15 protein-coding genes are annotated in these 17,959 nt (G+C 63.2%); 7 read left to right on the forward strand and 8 right to left on the reverse strand.

Features of this window, described 5'->3' with window-relative positions; translation table 11 throughout:
- Window positions 1-6: 6 nt before the first annotated feature.
- Genes mmsB through LMTR13_RS23330 form a run of 4 tightly spaced genes read right to left on the reverse strand, consistent with a single transcriptional unit; the run spans window position 7 to window position 4,660 of the window.
- On the reverse strand, window positions 7-894 hold the full coding sequence (mmsB, locus tag LMTR13_RS23315; protein WP_065729860.1) for a 3-hydroxyisobutyrate dehydrogenase: 888 nt from the start codon (window positions 892-894) through the stop codon (window positions 7-9).
- A 32-nt stretch (window positions 895-926) separates the two neighbouring features.
- Window positions 927-2,000, reverse strand: coding sequence for an enoyl-CoA hydratase/isomerase family protein (locus LMTR13_RS23320; protein WP_065729861.1), 1,074 nt, complete (start codon window positions 1,998-2,000; stop codon window positions 927-929).
- Window positions 1,997-3,142: an isobutyryl-CoA dehydrogenase gene (locus LMTR13_RS23325; protein ID WP_065729862.1), complete on the reverse strand. Its 1,146-nt coding sequence runs from the start codon at window positions 3,140-3,142 to the stop codon at window positions 1,997-1,999. The genes LMTR13_RS23320 and LMTR13_RS23325 overlap by 4 nt, the downstream gene beginning before the upstream one ends.
- Window positions 3,143-3,163: 21 nt before the next feature.
- Window positions 3,164-4,660 (reverse strand): CoA-acylating methylmalonate-semialdehyde dehydrogenase, encoded by a 1,497-nt coding sequence (locus LMTR13_RS23330; protein WP_065729863.1) that lies wholly within the window; start codon window positions 4,658-4,660, stop codon window positions 3,164-3,166.
- Window positions 4,661-4,763: 103 nt separating this feature from the next.
- Here LMTR13_RS23330 and LMTR13_RS23335 point away from each other — a divergent pair, with 103 nt between their 5' ends.
- Window positions 4,764-5,678: a LysR family transcriptional regulator gene (locus tag LMTR13_RS23335; RefSeq protein ID WP_065729864.1), complete on the forward strand. Its 915-nt coding sequence runs from the start codon at window positions 4,764-4,766 to the stop codon at window positions 5,676-5,678.
- 161 nt (window positions 5,679-5,839) lie between these two features.
- On the opposite strand, the gene LMTR13_RS23340 is transcribed toward LMTR13_RS23335, so the two are convergent.
- A complete protein-coding gene (locus tag LMTR13_RS23340; protein ID WP_065729865.1) occupies window positions 5,840-6,457 on the reverse strand; it encodes a TetR/AcrR family transcriptional regulator in 618 nt (205 codons plus the stop codon).
- 62 nt (window positions 6,458-6,519) lie between these two features.
- Window positions 6,520-7,056 (reverse strand): PaaI family thioesterase, encoded by a 537-nt coding sequence (locus LMTR13_RS23345; RefSeq protein ID WP_065729866.1) that lies wholly within the window; start codon window positions 7,054-7,056, stop codon window positions 6,520-6,522.
- A 135-nt stretch (window positions 7,057-7,191) separates the two neighbouring features.
- Here LMTR13_RS23345 and LMTR13_RS23350 point away from each other — a divergent pair, with 135 nt between their 5' ends.
- Both LMTR13_RS23350 and LMTR13_RS23355 read left to right on the forward strand, forming a co-directional pair.
- Window positions 7,192-7,962 carry an enoyl-CoA hydratase gene (locus LMTR13_RS23350; protein ID WP_065729867.1) on the forward strand — a complete coding sequence of 257 codons (771 nt, stop codon included), beginning with the start codon at window positions 7,192-7,194 and terminating at the stop codon, window positions 7,960-7,962.
- 375 nt (window positions 7,963-8,337) lie between these two features.
- On the forward strand, window positions 8,338-9,621 hold the full coding sequence (locus LMTR13_RS23355; protein ID WP_065729868.1) for an MFS transporter: 1,284 nt from the start codon (window positions 8,338-8,340) through the stop codon (window positions 9,619-9,621).
- Between the two features lie 96 nt (window positions 9,622-9,717).
- On the opposite strand, the gene LMTR13_RS23360 is transcribed toward LMTR13_RS23355, so the two are convergent.
- Both LMTR13_RS23360 and LMTR13_RS23365 read right to left on the reverse strand, forming a co-directional pair.
- Window positions 9,718-11,277 carry an acyl-CoA carboxylase subunit beta gene (locus LMTR13_RS23360; RefSeq protein ID WP_065729869.1) on the reverse strand — a complete coding sequence of 520 codons (1,560 nt, stop codon included), beginning with the start codon at window positions 11,275-11,277 and terminating at the stop codon, window positions 9,718-9,720.
- The gene (locus tag LMTR13_RS23365) at window positions 11,207-12,184 is read right to left on the reverse strand and encodes an IclR family transcriptional regulator (protein WP_065729870.1); all 978 of its coding nucleotides are present in this window, start codon (window positions 12,182-12,184) and stop codon (window positions 11,207-11,209) included. The genes LMTR13_RS23360 and LMTR13_RS23365 overlap by 71 nt, the downstream gene beginning before the upstream one ends.
- 134 nt (window positions 12,185-12,318) lie before the next feature.
- Here LMTR13_RS23365 and LMTR13_RS23370 point away from each other — a divergent pair, with 134 nt between their 5' ends.
- The 4 genes from LMTR13_RS23370 (at window position 12,319) to glsA (ending at window position 17,867) form a co-directional block, all read left to right on the forward strand.
- On the forward strand, window positions 12,319-12,540 hold the full coding sequence (locus LMTR13_RS23370) for an acyl-CoA carboxylase biotin carboxyl carrier protein subunit (RefSeq protein WP_065729871.1): 222 nt from the start codon (window positions 12,319-12,321) through the stop codon (window positions 12,538-12,540).
- 167 nt (window positions 12,541-12,707) lie between these two features.
- On the forward strand, window positions 12,708-13,868 hold the full coding sequence (locus tag LMTR13_RS23375; RefSeq protein ID WP_065729872.1) for a TAXI family TRAP transporter solute-binding subunit: 1,161 nt from the start codon (window positions 12,708-12,710) through the stop codon (window positions 13,866-13,868).
- Window positions 13,869-13,918: 50 nt separating this feature from the next.
- The gene (locus LMTR13_RS23380) at window positions 13,919-15,985 is read left to right on the forward strand and encodes a TRAP transporter permease (protein WP_065732927.1); all 2,067 of its coding nucleotides are present in this window, start codon (window positions 13,919-13,921) and stop codon (window positions 15,983-15,985) included.
- A gap of 22 nt (window positions 15,986-16,007) precedes the next feature.
- A complete protein-coding gene (glsA, locus tag LMTR13_RS23385; protein WP_065729873.1) occupies window positions 16,008-17,867 on the forward strand; it encodes a glutaminase A in 1,860 nt (619 codons plus the stop codon).
- Window positions 17,868-17,959 lie beyond the last annotated feature (92 nt).

The raw sequence follows: 17,959 nt of genomic DNA on the forward strand, positions 1-17,959 counted from the left end.
TCTCCGTTATTTCGCAGCGAGACTCCTAACGTGCTGGATAATCCCGGAAAAATCCACCCCGCCATGGCCGGCGGCGTCAAAAGCCTTGTAGATTTCCTGCGCGTGCTTGCCGAGCGGCGTCACGGCGCCCGCGGCCTCGGCCGCATCCTGCGCCAGCGTCAGGTCCTTGACCATCAGGGCCGACGCAAAGCCCGGCTTGTAGCCGTTGTTCGCCGGCGAGGCCGGCACCGGACCTGGCACCGGGCAATAGGACGTCAGCGCCCAGCATTGGCCTGAGGAGGTCGAGGCGACATCGAACAGCGCCTGATGCGACAGCCCAAGCTTTTCGGCGAGCGCAAAGGCCTCGCCAACGCCGATCATCGAAATACCCAGGATCATGTTGTTACAGATCTTGGCCGCCTGCCCTGCGCCGGCGCCGCCGCAATGGACGATCTTCTTGCCCATGTTCTCCAGCGCTGGTCGTGCCGCCGCAAAGGCTTTGTCCTCACCGCCGCACATGAATGTCAGCGTCGCGCCTTTGGCGCCGCCGGTGCCGCCCGACACCGGCGCATCGACCGAGAGCATGCCGTGCTTGGCGGCCAGCGCGTGCGCCTGCTTCGCGCTTTCGACGTCGATGGTCGAGCAGTCGATGATCAGCGTGCCCTTGGACATGACAGGGACGACTTCGTTCCAGACAGTCAGCACATGCTTGCCCGCCGGCAGCATGGTGATGACCACATCAGCGCCCTTGACGGAAGCGACCGAACTCTCGGCGATCCCTGCGCCGTCGGCCTTGGCCTGATTACGCGAGGCTTCGACCAGATCGAACGCGGTCACCTTGTGGCCGGCCTTGACCAGATTGGCCGCCATCGGGCCGCCCATATTGCCGAGGCCAATGAATGCGATATTTGCCATCTCGAATCCTCCGCTAAACTTTCTTGTTCTGATCAGGGAAACTTCAGTTCGTCGGCGCCGATCTCAGCGAAGTAAGGCGCGACCATTTGCGGCGTCACGTCCTCGATCCGCGGTGGCGACCATTTCGGATTGCGGTCCTTGTCGATCACGGCGGCGCGCACACCTTCGCGGAAGTCGTCGCTGGCGAACACTTCCAGCGCGGCGCGATACTCCCGCACCAGGCATTCCTCCAGCGAGCGGGCGCTGCGCGCCAGCCGCAGCAATTTGAGCGTCACCACCATGCCGCGCGGCGACTTTTCGTTCAGTGTCTTCAACGTCGCCTGCGCGAAGTCCGAGCCATCGCGCTGCAGCGCCGCGATGATGTCTTCCATGCGGTCGTGGAAGAACAACGCATCGATCTTCGCCTGCTGCGCGGCGACCGGCCCGGACGTCTCTCCGGTCGAAAAGCCGTCAATCAGTTTCCTGACGTCGGCCGACGTCGTGCCGGGTCGCACCTTCGTCAACGCCTCTCGCAAGGCCGGCAGCTTTGCTGAGGGCACTACCGCATCGGCAAACTTTGCATGAATGGCATCCGGGCCATTCATGGTCTGCCCGGTCAAGCCGAAATAGGTGCCGATCTCGCCCGGCGAGTGCGACAACAACCAGGTGCCTCCGACGTCGGGGAAGAAGCCGAGGCCTACTTCGGGCATCGCGAGTTTCGTCTTCTCAGTCACCACGCGGTGGCTGGCGTGCGCCGACAGCCCGACGCCACCGCCCATCACGATGCCGTCCATGAAGGCGACATACGGCTTTGGGAATTTCTTGATGCGGGCGTTGAGAATGTATTCGTCGCGCCACAGGATCTTGCCGAGATCGCCCTTCACTTTCGAGCTTTCCCAGAGCGCGCGGATGTCGCCGCCGGCACACAGCCCGCGCTCGCCGGCGCCTTCCAGAACGATCACGGCGACTGCGGGATCCGCCTCGAAGACATCAAGCGCCTTGTCGATGTCGTGGAACATCTCCAGCGTCACGGCATTGATCGCCTTCGGCCGGTTCAGCCGGAGGATGCCGGCCGAACCTTCCTTGCGCGCGATCAGGTCGCCGTCTGCAATGGCCGTATCCGTCATCGCGCGCCCTCGATCAGCTTGCGCGACACGATCAGCCGCATGATTTCGTTGGTGCCTTCCAGGATCTGGTGCACGCGCAGGTCACGTACGATTTTTTCGATGCCATATTCGCTGAGGTAGCCGTAGCCGCCGTGAAGCTGCAGCGCCTGGTTGGCGACCTCGAAACCGACATCGGTGCCGAACCGCTTGGCCATCGCGCACAGCATGGTGGCGTCCGCGTCCTTGCGGTCGAGCGCCGCGGCCGCGCGCCAGACAAACGTCCGCGCCGCCTCCAGCTCGGTCGCCATGTCGGCCAGGCGGAACTGCAGCGCCTGGAATTCATCGAGGCGTTTGCCGAAGGCTTTTCGCTCTTTCATGTAGGCGAGCGACTTGTCGAGCGCGCTCTGCGCGCCGCCGAGCGAACACGCCGCGATATTGAGGCGGCCGCCGTCGAGCCCGGCCATTGCGATCTTGAAGCCGATGCCCTCCTCGCCCAGCCGATTCTCGACCGGTACGCGGGCGTTCTCAAAGATCACGGAGCGGGTCGGCTGCGCGTTCCAGCCCATCTTGCGTTCGTTGGCGCCGAACGAGACACCGGGCGTTTCGGCCGGAACGACAAGCGTCGAGATGCCGCCGGGCCCGTCGCCGCCGGTCCGCACCATCACGACATAGAGGTCGCCGCCGCCGGCACCGGAGATGAACTGCTTCTGGCCGTTGAGCACGTAGTGATCGCCGTCGCGCACGGCGCGGGTGCGCAGTGCCGCGGCATCCGAGCCGGAGCCCGGCTCGGTCAGGCAATAGCTCGCCAGCAGCTCCATCGTGCAGAGCTTAGGCAGCCACTTCTGGCGCTGGGTGTCGTTGCCATAGGCATCGATCATCCAGGACGCCATGTTGTGGATCGAGATGAAGGCAGACACCGTCGGGCAGCCGGTCGCCAACGCCTCGAAGATCAGGGCGGCGTCGAAGCGGGTCATGGCGGAGCCGCCGACGTCGTCCTTGATGTAGATGCCGCCGATGCCGAGGCTTGCAGCCTCGCGCATCACGTCAACAGGAAAATGCTTCTCCTCGTCCCAGCGCAGCGCATGCGGCGCGATTTTCTCGGCGGCGAATTCGCGCGCCATGTCGCGAACCGCCATCTGGTCCTCGTTGAGAGCGAACTGCATCCCGCTGCCTGGCAATAAAGGCTACTTCATCGTCGGGATCGAGAACTCCGCGCCTTCCTTGACGCCCGAAGGCCAGCGCGAGGTCACCGTCTTGGTCTTAGTGTAGAAGCGGACCGAGTCCGGACCGTGCTGGTTGAGATCGCCGAAGCCCGACTTCTTCCAGCCGCCGAAGGTATAGTAGGCGATCGGCACCGGGATCGGCACGTTGATGCCGACCATGCCGACATTGACGCGTGCCGCAAAGTCACGCGCCGCATCGCCATCGCGTGTGAAGATCGCGACGCCATTGCCGTAGTCATGCTCGGACGGCAGCGCCAGCGCTTCCTTGTAGTCATGGGCGCGAACCACCGAGAGCACCGGGCCAAAAATCTCTTCCTTGTAGATCCGCATGTCCTTGGTGACGTTGTCAAACAGCGAACCGCCGAGATAAAAACCCTTCTCGTAGCCCTGCATCTTGAAGCCGCGGCCGTCCACGGCGAGCGTGGCGCCTTCCTTGATGCCGATATCGATGTAGTTCTTCACCTTCTCGACCGCCTCGCGCGTCACCAGCGGGCCGTAATCGGCGGACGGATCGACCGAGGTGCCGATCTTGAGCGACTCCACGCGCGGGATCAGCTTTTCCATCAGGCGATCGGCGGTGGGCTTGCCGACGGGAACCGCGACGGAAACCGCCATGCAGCGCTCGCCGGCCGAGCCGTAACCGGCACCGATCAGCGCGTCGACCGTCTGATCCATGTCGGCGTCGGGCATCACGATGGCGTGGTTCTTGGCGCCGCCAAAACACTGGCAGCGCTTGCCGGTCTGGGCGGCGCGCTCATAGATGTATTGCGCGATCGGCGTCGAGCCGACGAAGCCGATCGCCTTGATATCGGGGTCGTCGAGAATGGCGTCGACGGCTTCCTTGTCGCCGTTGACGACGTTGAGGATGCCGGGCGGCAGTCCCGCCTCCATCATCAATTCGGCGAGCCGCATCGGTACGCCGGGATCGCGCTCCGAAGGCTTCAGGATAAAGGCGTTGCCGCAGGCGATCGCGGGCGCGAACTTCCACATCGGGATCATCGCCGGGAAATTGAACGGCGTGATGCCGGCCACGACGCCCAGCGGCTGGCGCAGCGAGTAGATGTCGATGCCGGGACCGGCGCCTTCGGTGTATTCACCCTTCATCAGATGCGGAATGCCGCAGGCGAATTCCGCGACTTCGAGGCCGCGCTGGATGTCGCCCTTGGCGTCGGGAACTGTCTTGCCGTGTTCGCGCGCCAGAAGCTCGGCGAGCTTGTCGTAGTCGCGCTGCACCAGTTCGACGAACTTCATCATCACCCGCGCGCGGCGCTGCGGATTGGTGTTGGCCCATTCGGGCTGGGCAAGCGCGGCGTTTTCGACGGCCGCGCGGACTTCCGCTTTTGACGCCAGCGCCACCTTGGCCTGGACGTCGCCGGTCATCGGCTCGAAAACGTCGGCCGTCCGCCCGGACGTTCCCTTGACCTCTTTGCCGCCGATAAAGTGTCCGATTGAGCGCATGAATGATCTCCCTAAGGTCCCGTCTGGGATTGCTTTCGAGCCCCTTTTTGACCTGCATTTCTTGGGATACAAGTCCGATATATTGCACCATAGATGTGCGGAAATGCTGGATCAAGGTGACCGTTCGATCGACTGGGATGACTTCCGTTTCGTCCTCGCCATCGTGCGCGGCGGGTCGGTTTCCGCTGCCGCCAAGCAGCTCGGGGTCGATCATGCCACGGTGATCCGCCGTGTCGACCGGCTGGAACGGCATCTCTCCGCAAAGCTGTTCGATCGCCGCAAGACCGGCTACCTCCTGACCGAAGCCGGCCAGCGCGTGGCCGACAGCGCGGAGGCGATGGAATCCACCATCGTCGCGAACCAGGAGGCGGTCGGCGGCTCGCGCGCCCAGCTCACCGGTACGGTTCGGATCGGCGCCCCCGACGGTTTCGGCAGCCATTTCCTGGCCGCCCGGCTTCTGAAATTCACAGAGCGGTATCCCGATCTCGACCTGCAACTCGTCGCCACCGCGCGGCTGTTCAGCCTGTCGAAGCGTGAGGCCGACATCGCGATCAGCCTCTCCATGCCCAAGGAGGGCCGGATCGTCGGCCGCAAGCTGCTCGACTACAGCCTCGGGCTCTATGCCGCGCCGGCCTATCTCGACCGCGCGCCGAAAATCGCATCGCGCGGCGACCTGCCGGGACATCGCTTCGTCGGCTATATCGAGGAACTGCTGTTCACCCCGGAACTGGACTACCTGCCGCAGGTCTCGCCGAAGATCTCGGCCAAATTCCGTAGTGCCAACCTGATCGCGCAGCTCAACGCCACCATTGCCGGCTTTGGGATTGCCGTGCTGCCGCATTTCATGGCGACGGCGCACCCGGAATTGCGGCCGGTATTGCCGGATGAGGTGAGGATCTCGCGCACGTTCTGGATGCTGATGCACGCCGACAGCAAGGATCTGGCGCGCATTCGCGCGGTGGCCGATTACATCTGCGAGACGGTGGAAAGCGAGCGGGCGCTGTTTGGCGGGCGGTGACGGTCTGGCACAAATCATCGTCGTCCCTGCGGAACGCAGGACCCATAACCACCATTGCAGATTGGCAGCGAAAGTCGTCTCACCTTGTGCCGCTTCCCATAGCCGCGGCGTATGTGTCCCGGCTCAAGGCCGGGACGACGGCAACGGAAATCGCGTGCCCTCTAATTCACCTTCGCGCGCGCTTTCTTTGCAGCCGGCTTCACCTCGGCACGGGTCCGCGCTGCCTCGCGGCCGGCGGCGAGAATTTCGTCGGAGAATTCGCCGCTGCCGGCGACGCGCGACATCACCAGCGTACCCATCATGGTTGCCAGCATGCCCATGGCCTGCCGGCGTGCCGTCTTGCGCGGCACGTCCGGAATCTGATCGGCCATCACATCGATCAACTGCTCCAGCTTGGCGGTAAAGGCCTTGCGCGTCTTTGCGCTTTCCCGGGCGATCTCGGCACCGAGCGTGGGAACGGCGCAACCGCGGCCGGGATCGTCGCGATGCACCGTCGAGACGTAGGAATCGACGATCGTCGACAGCCGCTTCTCCGCCGGCGTTTCAGCGGCAATCTTTCGCCAGCGCTCGACCGAGCGGTCCATCGCATAGGCAAAAGCCTCGATCACCAGCGCCTCGCGGGAATCGAAATGCGCGTAGAAGCCGCCATGGGTCAGGCCCGCCTCCTTCATCAGATCGGCGACGCCGATGCCATGCGCGCCCTTTTCGCGAAGGCGCACCGACGCCTTCTTCACGATCCGCGCGTGAGTCTCCTGCTTGTGCTCTTTCGAATAACGCATCAACGCATCCTATTAAATGTCCCTGGTCATATAATAGCAGTTGTGCGTGGGAAAAGCTGCATCTAATTCGTCTTTTCAACGCCGAGCATCGTGAACGTTCCGGTCGCGTGCACTGCAAGATTGCCCGCACGGTCACGGACGAAGCCTTCGGCATAGCTGGTCTGGCGGCCGAACTTTATCACCTTGCCTTCCGCCGAGATCGCACCCGACCGCACCGACAATGGCCGTAGATAGGTCAGCTTGAGGTCCAGCGTGACCGAGGTCTGCCCCGCCGGCTGCATGGTTGTGATGGCACAACCCATGGCAGTATCCAGGAGCGCCGCGGCCGTCGCGCCGTGGAGCAGTCCGATGGTGTTCTCCAGGCTCTCGTCAGGATCCAGTTCCATCACGATCCGGCCGGGCTCGGCAATGCGCATCTCGAAACCGATCAGCCGCGCCATCGGTGGCGGTGGCAGGATGCCGTCGCGGATCGCGCTCATGATCTCGAGCCCGGACATTCCGGATGCCGCCCGGGCAATCGGCCCCGGCGCCTGCCATTCCACCACCCGATGCCTGCGCATATCGAACGAAAACAGATCGACAGTCTCGGTCAGAGTCATGGCAGCTCCTTTAAATGACGATCATAATTCTATATCGGTGCGAGCGGTCGCGCAATGCCCCTCGCCCGCTCTTGACAAGCCGGCGCAATGCCCCGGAAGTAATGGCAACGACCAGAACAAGCCCGGAAGAACAAAATGGAAATGCTCAATCCTCATTGCGGCATCGACCGCGACGACAGAGGCGTCGTTCGCCTCGCGATCTGCAATGCGGGTGCTCTCAACATCCTCTCCTCCGCCGTCACCGACGGCGTGCGCGAAGGGTTCGAGAGGCTCGCCGGCGACAAAACCATTCGCGTGGTCATCCTCGCCGGACAGAGCGAGAAGAGCATGATCGGCGGCGCCGACATCAAGGAGATGGCGCGCCTCGACCAGAAGTCGGCGGAAGCCTTCATCACGCGGCTGCGCGACCTCTGTGAGGCCGTACGCCACTTTCCAGCGCCGGTGATTGCGCGGCTTCCCGGCTGGTGCCTCGGTGGTGGACTGGAAGTCGCCGCGGCCTGCGATTTCCGGATTGCGGCCCGCGATTCCAAATTCGGCATGCCGGAAGTCCGCGTCGGCATCCCCTCGGTGATCCACGCTGCGCTGCTTCCGCGGCTGATCGGCTGGGGCCGCGCCCGCTGGCTGGTCATGACGGCGGAAAATATCGACGCGCACACCGCGCTCGCCTGGGGCCTGGTCGACGTGGTCGCGAAGGAAGGCGGGCTCGATGCCGCGGTCGAGCATACGGTGAAGGCGCTGCTCGAATGCGGGTCCGAAGCGCTGCGCTCGCAGAAGGAGTTGCTGCGGCAATGGGAGGAACTGCCGTTGACCGAATCCGTCAACTTGAGCGTTGGCGTGTTCGGCAAATCGTTCCTGACCGGTGAGCCGCAGCGGCTGATGCAGGGATTTCTCGACCGCAAGAAATAGACGGAGGGAGGCATGAGACCTGCCGGCAAGGGACCGCTGGAGTCGCTCGTGCTCGGCCACGAGCTCGGCGATGTCGCGGCCTTCCGGAAGGCGATTGCAACCGCCCTCGACGGGCTGCAATAGCGGCGGCTCGCGCCTGCCGATCCATCAATTTCTCTCATGCGGACGGTGAGATTTTTTTATCGGATTGCCTGGTTGCGATACTGTCGCGTATAATATTATTTTCATAATTTAATATCTGGCTCGCACGGATCGCCGCTGGCGTCGCCATGTCCTGAAATGAGGGAAGTACGACATTCAAGTCAGACCACTGTCACGTCAGGATACGTAAAGCCGCCTAAAGCAAATCTTCCGACCGCAATCCTCCGAGGCCCGATGATCTCGAACTGGCTGTCAGCCGCCCTCGCGCGCCGCAACATCCATTACGGCTGGATGATGGTCGCCGTGACCTTCCTCACCGCCCTGATCGCCGCCGGCACGGTCGGCGCACCCGGCGTTTTCATCGTGCCCTTGCAGAAGGAGTTCGGCTGGACCACGGCAGAGATTTCCTCGGCGCTGTCGATCCGCTTTATCCTGTTCGGGTTGATGGCGCCGTTCGCCGCGGCGTTGCTGAACCGCTACGGGCTGCGGAACGTGACGCTGGCAGCGCAGATCATCGTGGTATCCGGGCTCATCGCGTCACTGGCGATGACGCAGGTCTGGCACTTGATGCTGCTGTGGGGCGTGGTGATCGGGCTCGGCACCGGCATGACGGCGCTGGTGCTGGGCGCCACGATCGCTGCGCGCTGGTTCGTGGCGCGACGCGGCCTCGTCGTCGGTATCCTGACCGCGAGTGTCGCCACCGGACAGCTCGCCTTCCTGCCGCTGCTGGCGAGTCTGACCGAGACTTACGGCTGGCGGGTCGCGCTGGCGCTGGTGTGCGTCATGATGGGCGTTGCGGCCTTTGCCGTGCTGATGATCATGCGTGACCGGCCGAGCGATGTGGGCTTAAGGCCATTCGGCGACGAAGGCACCGAGCCGCTGCCTGCGCCGCCGCCGAACAACACGCCGATCATGGCGGCAGCGCTGGGCACGCTGCGCGATGCTTCGAAGTCGGGCGTGTTCTGGATCCTGTTCGCCACCTTCTTCATCTGCGGCGCCTCTACCAACGGGCTGGTCCAGGTTCACTTGATCCCGATGTGCCTCGACTTCGGCATTCCGCAGGTGCAGGCGGCGAGCCTGCTGGCTGCGATGGGCATTTTCGATTTCGTCGGTACTATCGCCTCCGGCTGGCTGTCCGACCGCTACGACAACCGCTGGCTCCTGTTCTGGTATTACGGCTTGCGCGGCCTGTCGCTGCTGTTCCTGCCTTTCTCCGATTTCACGCTCTACGGTCTTTCGCTGTTTGCGATGTTCTACGGGCTCGACTGGATCGCCACCGTGCCGCCGACGGTGCGGCTCACTACGCAGCGGTTCGGTCCCGAACGTGCCAATCTCGTGTTCGGCTGGATTTTTGCCGGCCATCAGTTGGGCGCGGGTGTCGCGGCGTTCGGCGCCGGCCTGTCGCGGACGGTGCTGCAGACCTATTTGCCGGCGTTCTTCGTTGCCGGCGCGCTCTGTGTGGTGGCAGCGCTGATTGTGTTGGTGATCTCGCGGCCGCCGAAACCTGTGGCGGTGTGAATCCAGCAAGTCATTCCGGGGCGATGCGCAGCATCGAACCCGGAATCTCGAGATTCCGGGTTCGATGCTAACGCACCATCCCGGAATGACATCTCACTACGGCCGTGTCGACATGTTGGCTGGCGGACCGACGCGCCGAATCGGCTCCGCCAGTCGCGCGAACTCACACAACAGCGAACGCGTCTTGCGCGGGTCGATCACCTCCTCGACCCAGAATTTCTCGGCGGAGCGGAACGGCGAGCGCAGCTTGTTGAGGCGGTCCTCGATCTCTTTCAATTTCGCGGCCGGATCGTCCGACTCGTCGATATCGGCGCGGTAGGCGGCCTCGATGCCGCCTTCCAGCGGCAGCGAGCCCCAATAGGCCGACGGCCAGGCGTAACGCATCGAATAGCGGTTGGCCGGCTGGTGCACGACGCCGGCGACGCCGAACGCGTTGCGCACGATGATGGTGCACCAGGGAACAGTCGACTGATTAACCGCGGCCATCGCACGGACGCCGTGGCGGATGGTCGCCGACTTCTCGGCCTCGAGACCGATCATGAAGCCGGGGCAATCCATCAGATAGACGACAGGCAGATGGAAGGTCTCGGCGAAATCGACCCAGCGCACCACTTTCTGGCACGCCTCCGCCGTCCACGACCCGCCATAGTGAAAGGGATCGCTCGCTAGTAGCAGCACCGCGCGTCCCTCAAGCCGGGCAAGGCCGGTGATGATCGGGCGGCCGAAATTGGAATTCACTTCGAAGAACGAGCCCTTGTCGACGACGGCGTCGATGATCGGACGCATTTTGTAGACCTGGCGGCGATTGCGCGGCACCGCCTTGATCAGCGATTCTTCCGCGCGCTCCGGATCGTCGTTGCAGGGCCTGGTCGGCGGTAGGTCGTAGACCGATGAAGGCAGATAGGACAGAAAACGCCTGGCGCGTTCGAACGCCTCCTCTTCCGTATCGACGGCATCATCGACGCCGCCGGCGCGGGTCTGGATCTCGGCGCCGCCGAGTTCCTGCTTCGTCAGATCCTGACCGAGGCGTTTTACGACCGGGGGGCCCGCGACGAACATCGCGGAATTGCGGGTCATGACGGAGTAATGGCTTGCCGCGAGCCGCGCCGCGCCAAGACCCGCGACTGAGCCAAGGCCCAGCGCGACCACAGGCACTCGCGCCATGTTCGCCGTCGTGAACCAGTACCAGCGCGTGCCGCCGACCCCGCCGGGCAGATTCGCAGCGCCACGCGTCTCGATCGTCTTCACAGAGCCGCCACCGCCCGAGCCTTCGATCACGCGAATGATCGGCAGGCGAAAATCATGCGCCATCTCCTCGGCCATCAGCGGCTTGGCCGAGATCGAGGCATCGGCCGAACCGCCGCGCACGGTGAAATCGTCGCCGACCACGACCACGGTGCGGCCGTTGATCCTGCCGCGGCCGAACACGCAGTTGGCTGGGGTCAGTTGCTTGAGCTCGCTGTTTTCGTCGTATTCGGCGATGCCGGAAATCGCGCCGATCTCGTGGAAGGAATTCTTGTCGATCAGTCTGTCGATGCGCTCCCGAACGGTAAGCCGGCCCTGGTCATGCTGGCGCTTGACCTTGTCAACGCCTCCCATCTCGCGCGCGAACGCTTCGCGCCGGGCGAGCTCGTCGAGCTCCGGCTTCCAGTTCATTCGTATCCTCCGTCTTGATGATCTTATTGTTGTTACGGACCGGCACCGGAAGCGGCTTTCTTTCGATACGGTTGGCGAAGATGTCGCCCTCGGCGCCTTCGAGCAGGCCGCCGATCGCCGCGCCGAGCTCGATCATCTGCGGCGCCACTTCCTGGTGCAGCCGATTCTCGTCAAACATCGCGGCGAGAAGGCCGATCGTCACGACGACGAAGGTTTGATATTGCGGCGACCACACCGGCACTGCGCAGCCGTTGATGTGCGGGCTCCAGGTGCCACAGCCGAGGACGTAGCCGTGTTCACGCAAGTGGTGGCGATTGTCCTCGATGCGCGCTTTCAATAGTGCCGCATCTCCCGGGATCTCGCGTTCCATTTCGGCGATCAAGGCGTCGCCGACGTCCATATCGAGCGCTGCGGTATAGGCAAAGCCGGCCGCGGTGCTCGTCATCGAGATGCGGCTGCCGGTGCCTTCGTGCAGGCCGAGCGCGTTCGCTGCGCGCGCGAATTCGAGATAGACGAGGTGATAGCGATCGGGAATCACGAAGCCGACGGTACCCGGCAATTGATCGGCGACGTCCTGCAGCCGCAGCCTGATCAGGTTGCGAAGCTGCAACCCCTTCATCATCGAGGTGCTCATCGCAACCGCGCTAGGACCGATGCGGTATTTCTGGTCGCGCGGCAAATAGACGAGCTGGCCCATTCGCGTCAGCGTGTGGGTTAATCGCGATACCGTCGACCGCGGCAGACCGCAGCGACTGGAAATTTCCAGATTGCCTAGCCTGGCTTCATGACCCTCGAAGCAGCGCAGGACGTCGAACGCCCGCGACACCACCTGAATCACATCGCCCTCGCCTGCCAGATCGCTGGCGAGCATTCCTTGTTTACTTAGCCGTTCCGAGCGTCTTCCCATGTGTTATGGCTCCATTCCGCCCTGCGGAATAAAATTCCACTTGCAGAACAAACTACCTCAGGCAATCTGCGGCCACAACAAAAAGCCGTTCACGAGGACAACCAGTCCGTCAGACGGTCCCCGGGAGAACGGAAATGCCAGAGATCAAGATTGTCACCGAAGTCGCCGGGCGCGTGTGCGCGCTTCCCGTAACAACTGGTGGCAATGTCGGCGACGGCGACGAGATCGCTTTTGTCGAAGCCATGAAGATGGAAATTCCAGTCACGTCGACGACGGCAGGAACGGTCAAGGCCATCCTGGTCAAACTCGACGACGTCATCGCCGAAGGACAGGTTGTCGCGATCATCGAAGCTTAACCGGATCACGTCATAGACTTGCTTGCGACGAGCGCCGCGACAATCTGTCTAGTCCAGATGTTGGTGTTGACGTATGCGCAGCTAACGTTGCCATCACAAGCAGCCGATGACATGATCAAAGCCAACACGTTAATTTTCGCATAGCGAAACCATCCAAGGGGAAAACTATGATTCATCGATTGAAGACGCTCGCGCCAATTGCCGTTGCAGGCATCTCATTGCTGGTCTCGCCGGTCTATTCCCAAGACGTCAAGCTGCCACCGACCATGGTGGTCACGGCTTATGACACCGGCACCGCCGGCTTCAACATCGCCGTCGGCGTCGGCAAGATGATGAAGGACAAATTCGGCACCGACGTTCGCGTGCTGCCCGCCGGCAACGACGTGGCGCGGCTGGCGCCGCTGCGCGCCAAGCGCGCATCCATGTCCGCCATGGGCTCCGGCACCTATTTCGCCCAGGAAGGCGTGTTCGAGTTCGGTACCAAGGAATGGGGTCCACAGCCCTTGCAGCTCGTGCTGGCCACGGTCGATTGCAACGCCGCCACGCTCGGCGTCGCCAAGGATACCGGCGTAACCGAGATCAAGCAGCTCAAAGGCAAGCGCGTCGGCTTTGTGGTCGGTTCGCCGGCGCTGAACCAGAACGCGCTTGCCATCCTGGCCTTCGGCGACCTCAAGCAAAGCGACGTCAAGGTCGTCGAGTTCTCGAGCTACGGCGCGATGTGGAAGGGCATGATCAACAACGACGTCGACGCTGCTTTCGCCACCACCATCACGGGCCCGGCGAAAGAACTCGAGACATCGCCGCGCGGCATCATCTGGCCGCCCTTGCCTCACAACGACAAGGCCGGCTGGGAGCGCGTGAAAAAGGTTGGCTCGTTCTTCTTCCCGCACGTCGCGACCTGCGGCGCCGGCATCACCAAGGACAAGCCGATCGAGCTCGGCAACTATCCCTACCCGATTTTCATGGTGTACGGCACGCTGCCCACCGACGAGGTCTATGCCATCACCAAGGCGATGATCACGGGCTACGACGCCTATAAGGATTCCGCGCCGGGTGCGACCGGTCTTGCCGCCGACCGCCAGACCAAGAACTGGGTGGTTCCGGTGCATCCGGGCGCCGCCAGGGCGCTGAAGGAAGCCGGTCAGTGGACAGACGCGCAGGAAGCCTACAACAAGGAACTGCTGAAGCGTCAGCAAGTGCTGGCCACCGCATGGACGGACTACGGCAAGTCCAGTCCGCCATCGGATGAAAAGGCGTTTCTCGAAGGCTGGATGAAGGCGCGCGCCGCGGCGCTGGCAAAGGCGAACATGCCCAACGGCTTTGAATAGCGCTGCCTCACTCGCCTGGGATCTAGGGCGAATATCGTCTAGGGGGAATGATGTCACCTGCCGAGAGTGATAGCGTAGCCGCGCCTGCAAAACGAATCGAGTTCGACGACCCGCATGCCAACATGCAGGAAGCCGAAGTCACGCGGGTGCGGACACTGCGCGGGGGGTGGCGCTGGGCGCTGGTGGTTGCAACCGCAGTAACCATCCTGCTGTGCATCAACCAGCAGTTCTCCCTGCGCTTCTTCCTCGGCTATACCCAGCTCAACACCGAGTATTTCTATCTCCTGATCGCGTTGATGCTGCCGTTCACGTTCCTGATCTTTCCGGGGACCGGGAGCGCACCGCTCGATCGAATTCCCTGGTATGACATTCTGCTCTTTGTCGTCACCTTCGCCTGCGCCATTCTCCTGATGCGCAGCGTCCGCAAGGCGGCAGAGGCCGGCTGGGAATTCGGTGGCGCGCCGACGGACGTGATCGTGGCCGGCATCATCATGTGGGTCGCGCTGATGGAAGCGTTGCGGCGCACTGGCGGCTGGAGCCTGTTGCTGAGTGTATTGCCGTTTACGGTCTATCCTTTGTTCGCCGACGCGAAGTGGCTGGGACCGTTTCGTGGCACCCAGTCGACGCTGGAACAGGCGACGTCCTATCACGTGCTGTCGGGCGAAAGCCTGCTCGGCATCCCGATCCAGGCTTTTGCCGATACCGTGATCGGCTTCCTGGTATTCGGCACCGCGCTGATGATGACGGGCGCCGGAAAGTTCTTCATCAACCTGGCATTCGCCCTGTGCGGTACTTTCCGTGGCGGCGCTGCGAAAGTCTGCATCTTCGCGTCCGGCCTGCTCGGCATGATGTCGGGCTCGATCATCTCCAACGTGCTGACCGCCGGTACCATGACCATTCCCGTCATGAAGAAGAGCGGTTTCCGCGCCTCCTATGCCGGCGCGATCGAGGCCTGCGCCTCGACCGGTGCGGTGCTGGCGCCGCCGGTGATGGGCGCGACCGCATTCGTCATCGCGCAGTTCCTCAACGTCAGCTACGCGGACGTCGCGCTTGCTGCGCTCATTCCGGCGACCCTCTACTACATCGGCCTGTTCATGCAGGTGGACTCTTATGCGGCTCGCCACGGCCTGAAGGGCATTCCGCGCGCCGAACTGCCCAAGGTCTGGGACACAATCAAGGACGGCTGGTACTACGTTTTCGTGATCGCGCTGCTGATCGTGATGCTGCTCTACTTCAAGCGCGAGAGCCACGCGCCGTTCTACGCCACCGCGCTGCTGCTGGTGCTGAACCAGCTTTTCTCCAAGGATACGCGCTGGACGCCGACGACCATCAGCAAGTTCCTGGAGATCAACGGACGTACCTTCGTCGAGCTGGTCGGCATTCTCGCCGGCTGCGGGCTTCTGATCGGCGCCTTCTCGATGACCGGCGTGGTATCTAGCCTCGCCAACGATCTGTTGCGGATCGCCGGCGACAATGCGTTCCTGCTGCTTGGCATGTGCGCCATCACCAGCCTCATTCTCGGGCTCGGGCTGACGACGACGGCCTGCTATATCTTCCTAGCCATCCTGGTGGCGCCTGCGCTGGAGAAGCTCGGGCTCAACCGCATGGCCGTGCACATGTTCATCTTCTATTGGGGCATGTTGTCCTCGATCACGCCGCCAGTCGCCATCGCTTCCTTTGCGGCAGCCGGCATCGCCGGCTCGCCCGCGATGAAGACGGGGTGGGAGTCGATGTGGGTGGGCAGCATCATCTATTTCATTCCGTTTTTCTTCGTGTTGAATCCGGCGCTGGTGCTGCAGGGGCCGAGCCCGTACCTCGAGGCCCTGGGACTGATGGCGCTGGTCGGTTTCGGCACGCTGTTCATCTGCGGCGGCATTCAGGGCTATCAGGCGTTTGTCGGCGACCTCCGCAAGGCTGGCGCGCTGGAATGGCCGCTGCGGGGATTACTCGTAGTCGGCGGCTTTGTGGTCGCGACGCCGGGCGGCGGGATCAATCCGCTGTCGCAGATGCAGGTGACCCTGCTCGGTCTGGGCATTCTCATTCCTACGGCGCTGGTCGCACTGCTGCTGGTGAGGCGCCAGGCGCTGGCGCCGTCGAACCGGTTGCACGCACCCTGATTGCGTTGCACAAGAGGAGGCGATGAAACAATCGCCTCCTCCGTTCACGACCGGACCCACAGCCTGGACCCGTTCGAAACCGCCTTTGCTGCGGTTCCTGAAAGCCTGCCACGCCGAATTCACCTCTGAGATCGGTGGCGCGGTCGCCGATTACATCCCTGAACTCGGCAAGGCCGACCCTGCCCATTTCGGCATCAGCCTCGCCACCCTCGACGGCCATGTTTACGAGGTCGGCGACACGCAGGTGCCCTTCACCATCCAGTCGATGTCAAAGCCCTTCGTGTTCGCGCTGGCGCTCGACACGCTGGGGGCAGCACGGGTCGAAAGCGTCATCGGCGTCGAGCCGTCGGGCGATCCCTTCAACTCGATCCGCCTCAACGCCGAGAACCATCCCTTCAACCCAATGGTCAATGCCGGCGCGATCTCCTGCTCCGGCCTGATCCACGAGGCCAAGGGAGACGCGGCTTTCGAATACATCAGGCAGGCGCTGGGCCGGTTTGCCGGGCGCGAGCTCGACGTCGACGATGCCGTCTATGCTTCCGAAAGCGCGACCGGCGACCGCAACCGGGCGATCGGCTACCTCCTGCGCACGAACGCCGTGATCAAGGAGAACGTGGCAGCCGTGCTGGAGGTCTATTTCCGGCAATGCGCCATCCTGGTGACGGCGCGCGATATCGCGGTGATGGCGGCGACGCTCGCCAATCGCGGAATCAATCCGGTGACCGGCGAACAGGTGATGACGCCGTATGCCATCTCGCGCACGCTTTCCGTGATGACGAGCTCCGGCATGTACGATTATGCGGGAGAGTGGATCTATCGGGTCGGCATCCCAGCAAAAAGCGGCGTCGGCGGCGGCATCCTTGCTGCGCTCCCGGCGCGGCTCGGGCTCGGCAGCTATTCGCCAAAACTCGACAAGCACGGCAACAGCGTGCGCGGCATCAAGGTCTGCCAGGCGCTGTCATCGCATTACGACCTGCACATGCTCAACCGCAGCGACGACGCGCGCAACAGCATCATCGCCGATTACGACATCGGCAACAGCCCGTCGCGACGCGTGCGGCGCGCGCACGAACAGAACATCCTCGCCGCTCACCACCAGGATGTCCGCGTGATCGAGCTGGTCGGCACGCTGTCGTTTTCCAACGTCGATTACGTCTCGCGCCAGCTTGCGGCCAGGCCGCGCCCGCAACTGGTCATTTTCGACCTGCGCCGCGTCACCGCCATGACCCGCGCCGGTGCCCGCCTGCTCGCCGAGGAATTCCGCGAGCTCGCCGCGCATCACGTCACGGTGATTCTGTCCGGCATCAGGCGGTCGTCACCCGACTGGAAAGCGATCGCGGAATGGACCGAAGGCCTCACCAACATCCGGAATTACTACCTGCTCGACGCCGCCATCGAATGGGCGGAAGACCAGCTCGTCTATCGCTACGGCGGCGCCATCGATTTCTTCGAGGCGACCGAATTGTCCGAGCAATCGCTGCTGGCGGGATTGACGGAGGAGGAATTGACCGACCTCGCCTCGCTCGCGTCAATCCAGACCTATCAAACCGGCGAGAAGATCATCTCTGCCGGCGATGCCGCCACATCGCTGTTCTTTCTGCGGAGCGGCGCAGTGCACGTCACCCTGCCCGACGGGGTGAGGCTGGCAACGTTGACGGCAGGAATGCCCTTCGGCGAAATGGCGCTGCTGGAGCCCCACCGCTCTGCCGACGTGCTGGCCGACATGGCTGCGACCGCTTATGAAATTTCGCTGCGCGATTTCGAACGTTTCCGGCAACAGCATCCGCGCGCCGGCGAGCGGATCATGCGCAATCTTGCGCAATTGCTGGCCGATCGGCTGATTCTTGCCAATGCCAAGCTGGACCTGCTGACGTCGGGTTAGTCTTCCGTGTCCCGGACGCGGTGCAGCCTGGCGATGCGCAGCATCGTCCGGAAACGCTGCTCCGCAGAGCCCGGACCCATCGCAGCAGCATC

The organism is Bradyrhizobium icense (assembly GCF_001693385.1).
GTDB classification, from domain to species: domain Bacteria; phylum Pseudomonadota; class Alphaproteobacteria; order Rhizobiales; family Xanthobacteraceae; genus Bradyrhizobium; species Bradyrhizobium icense.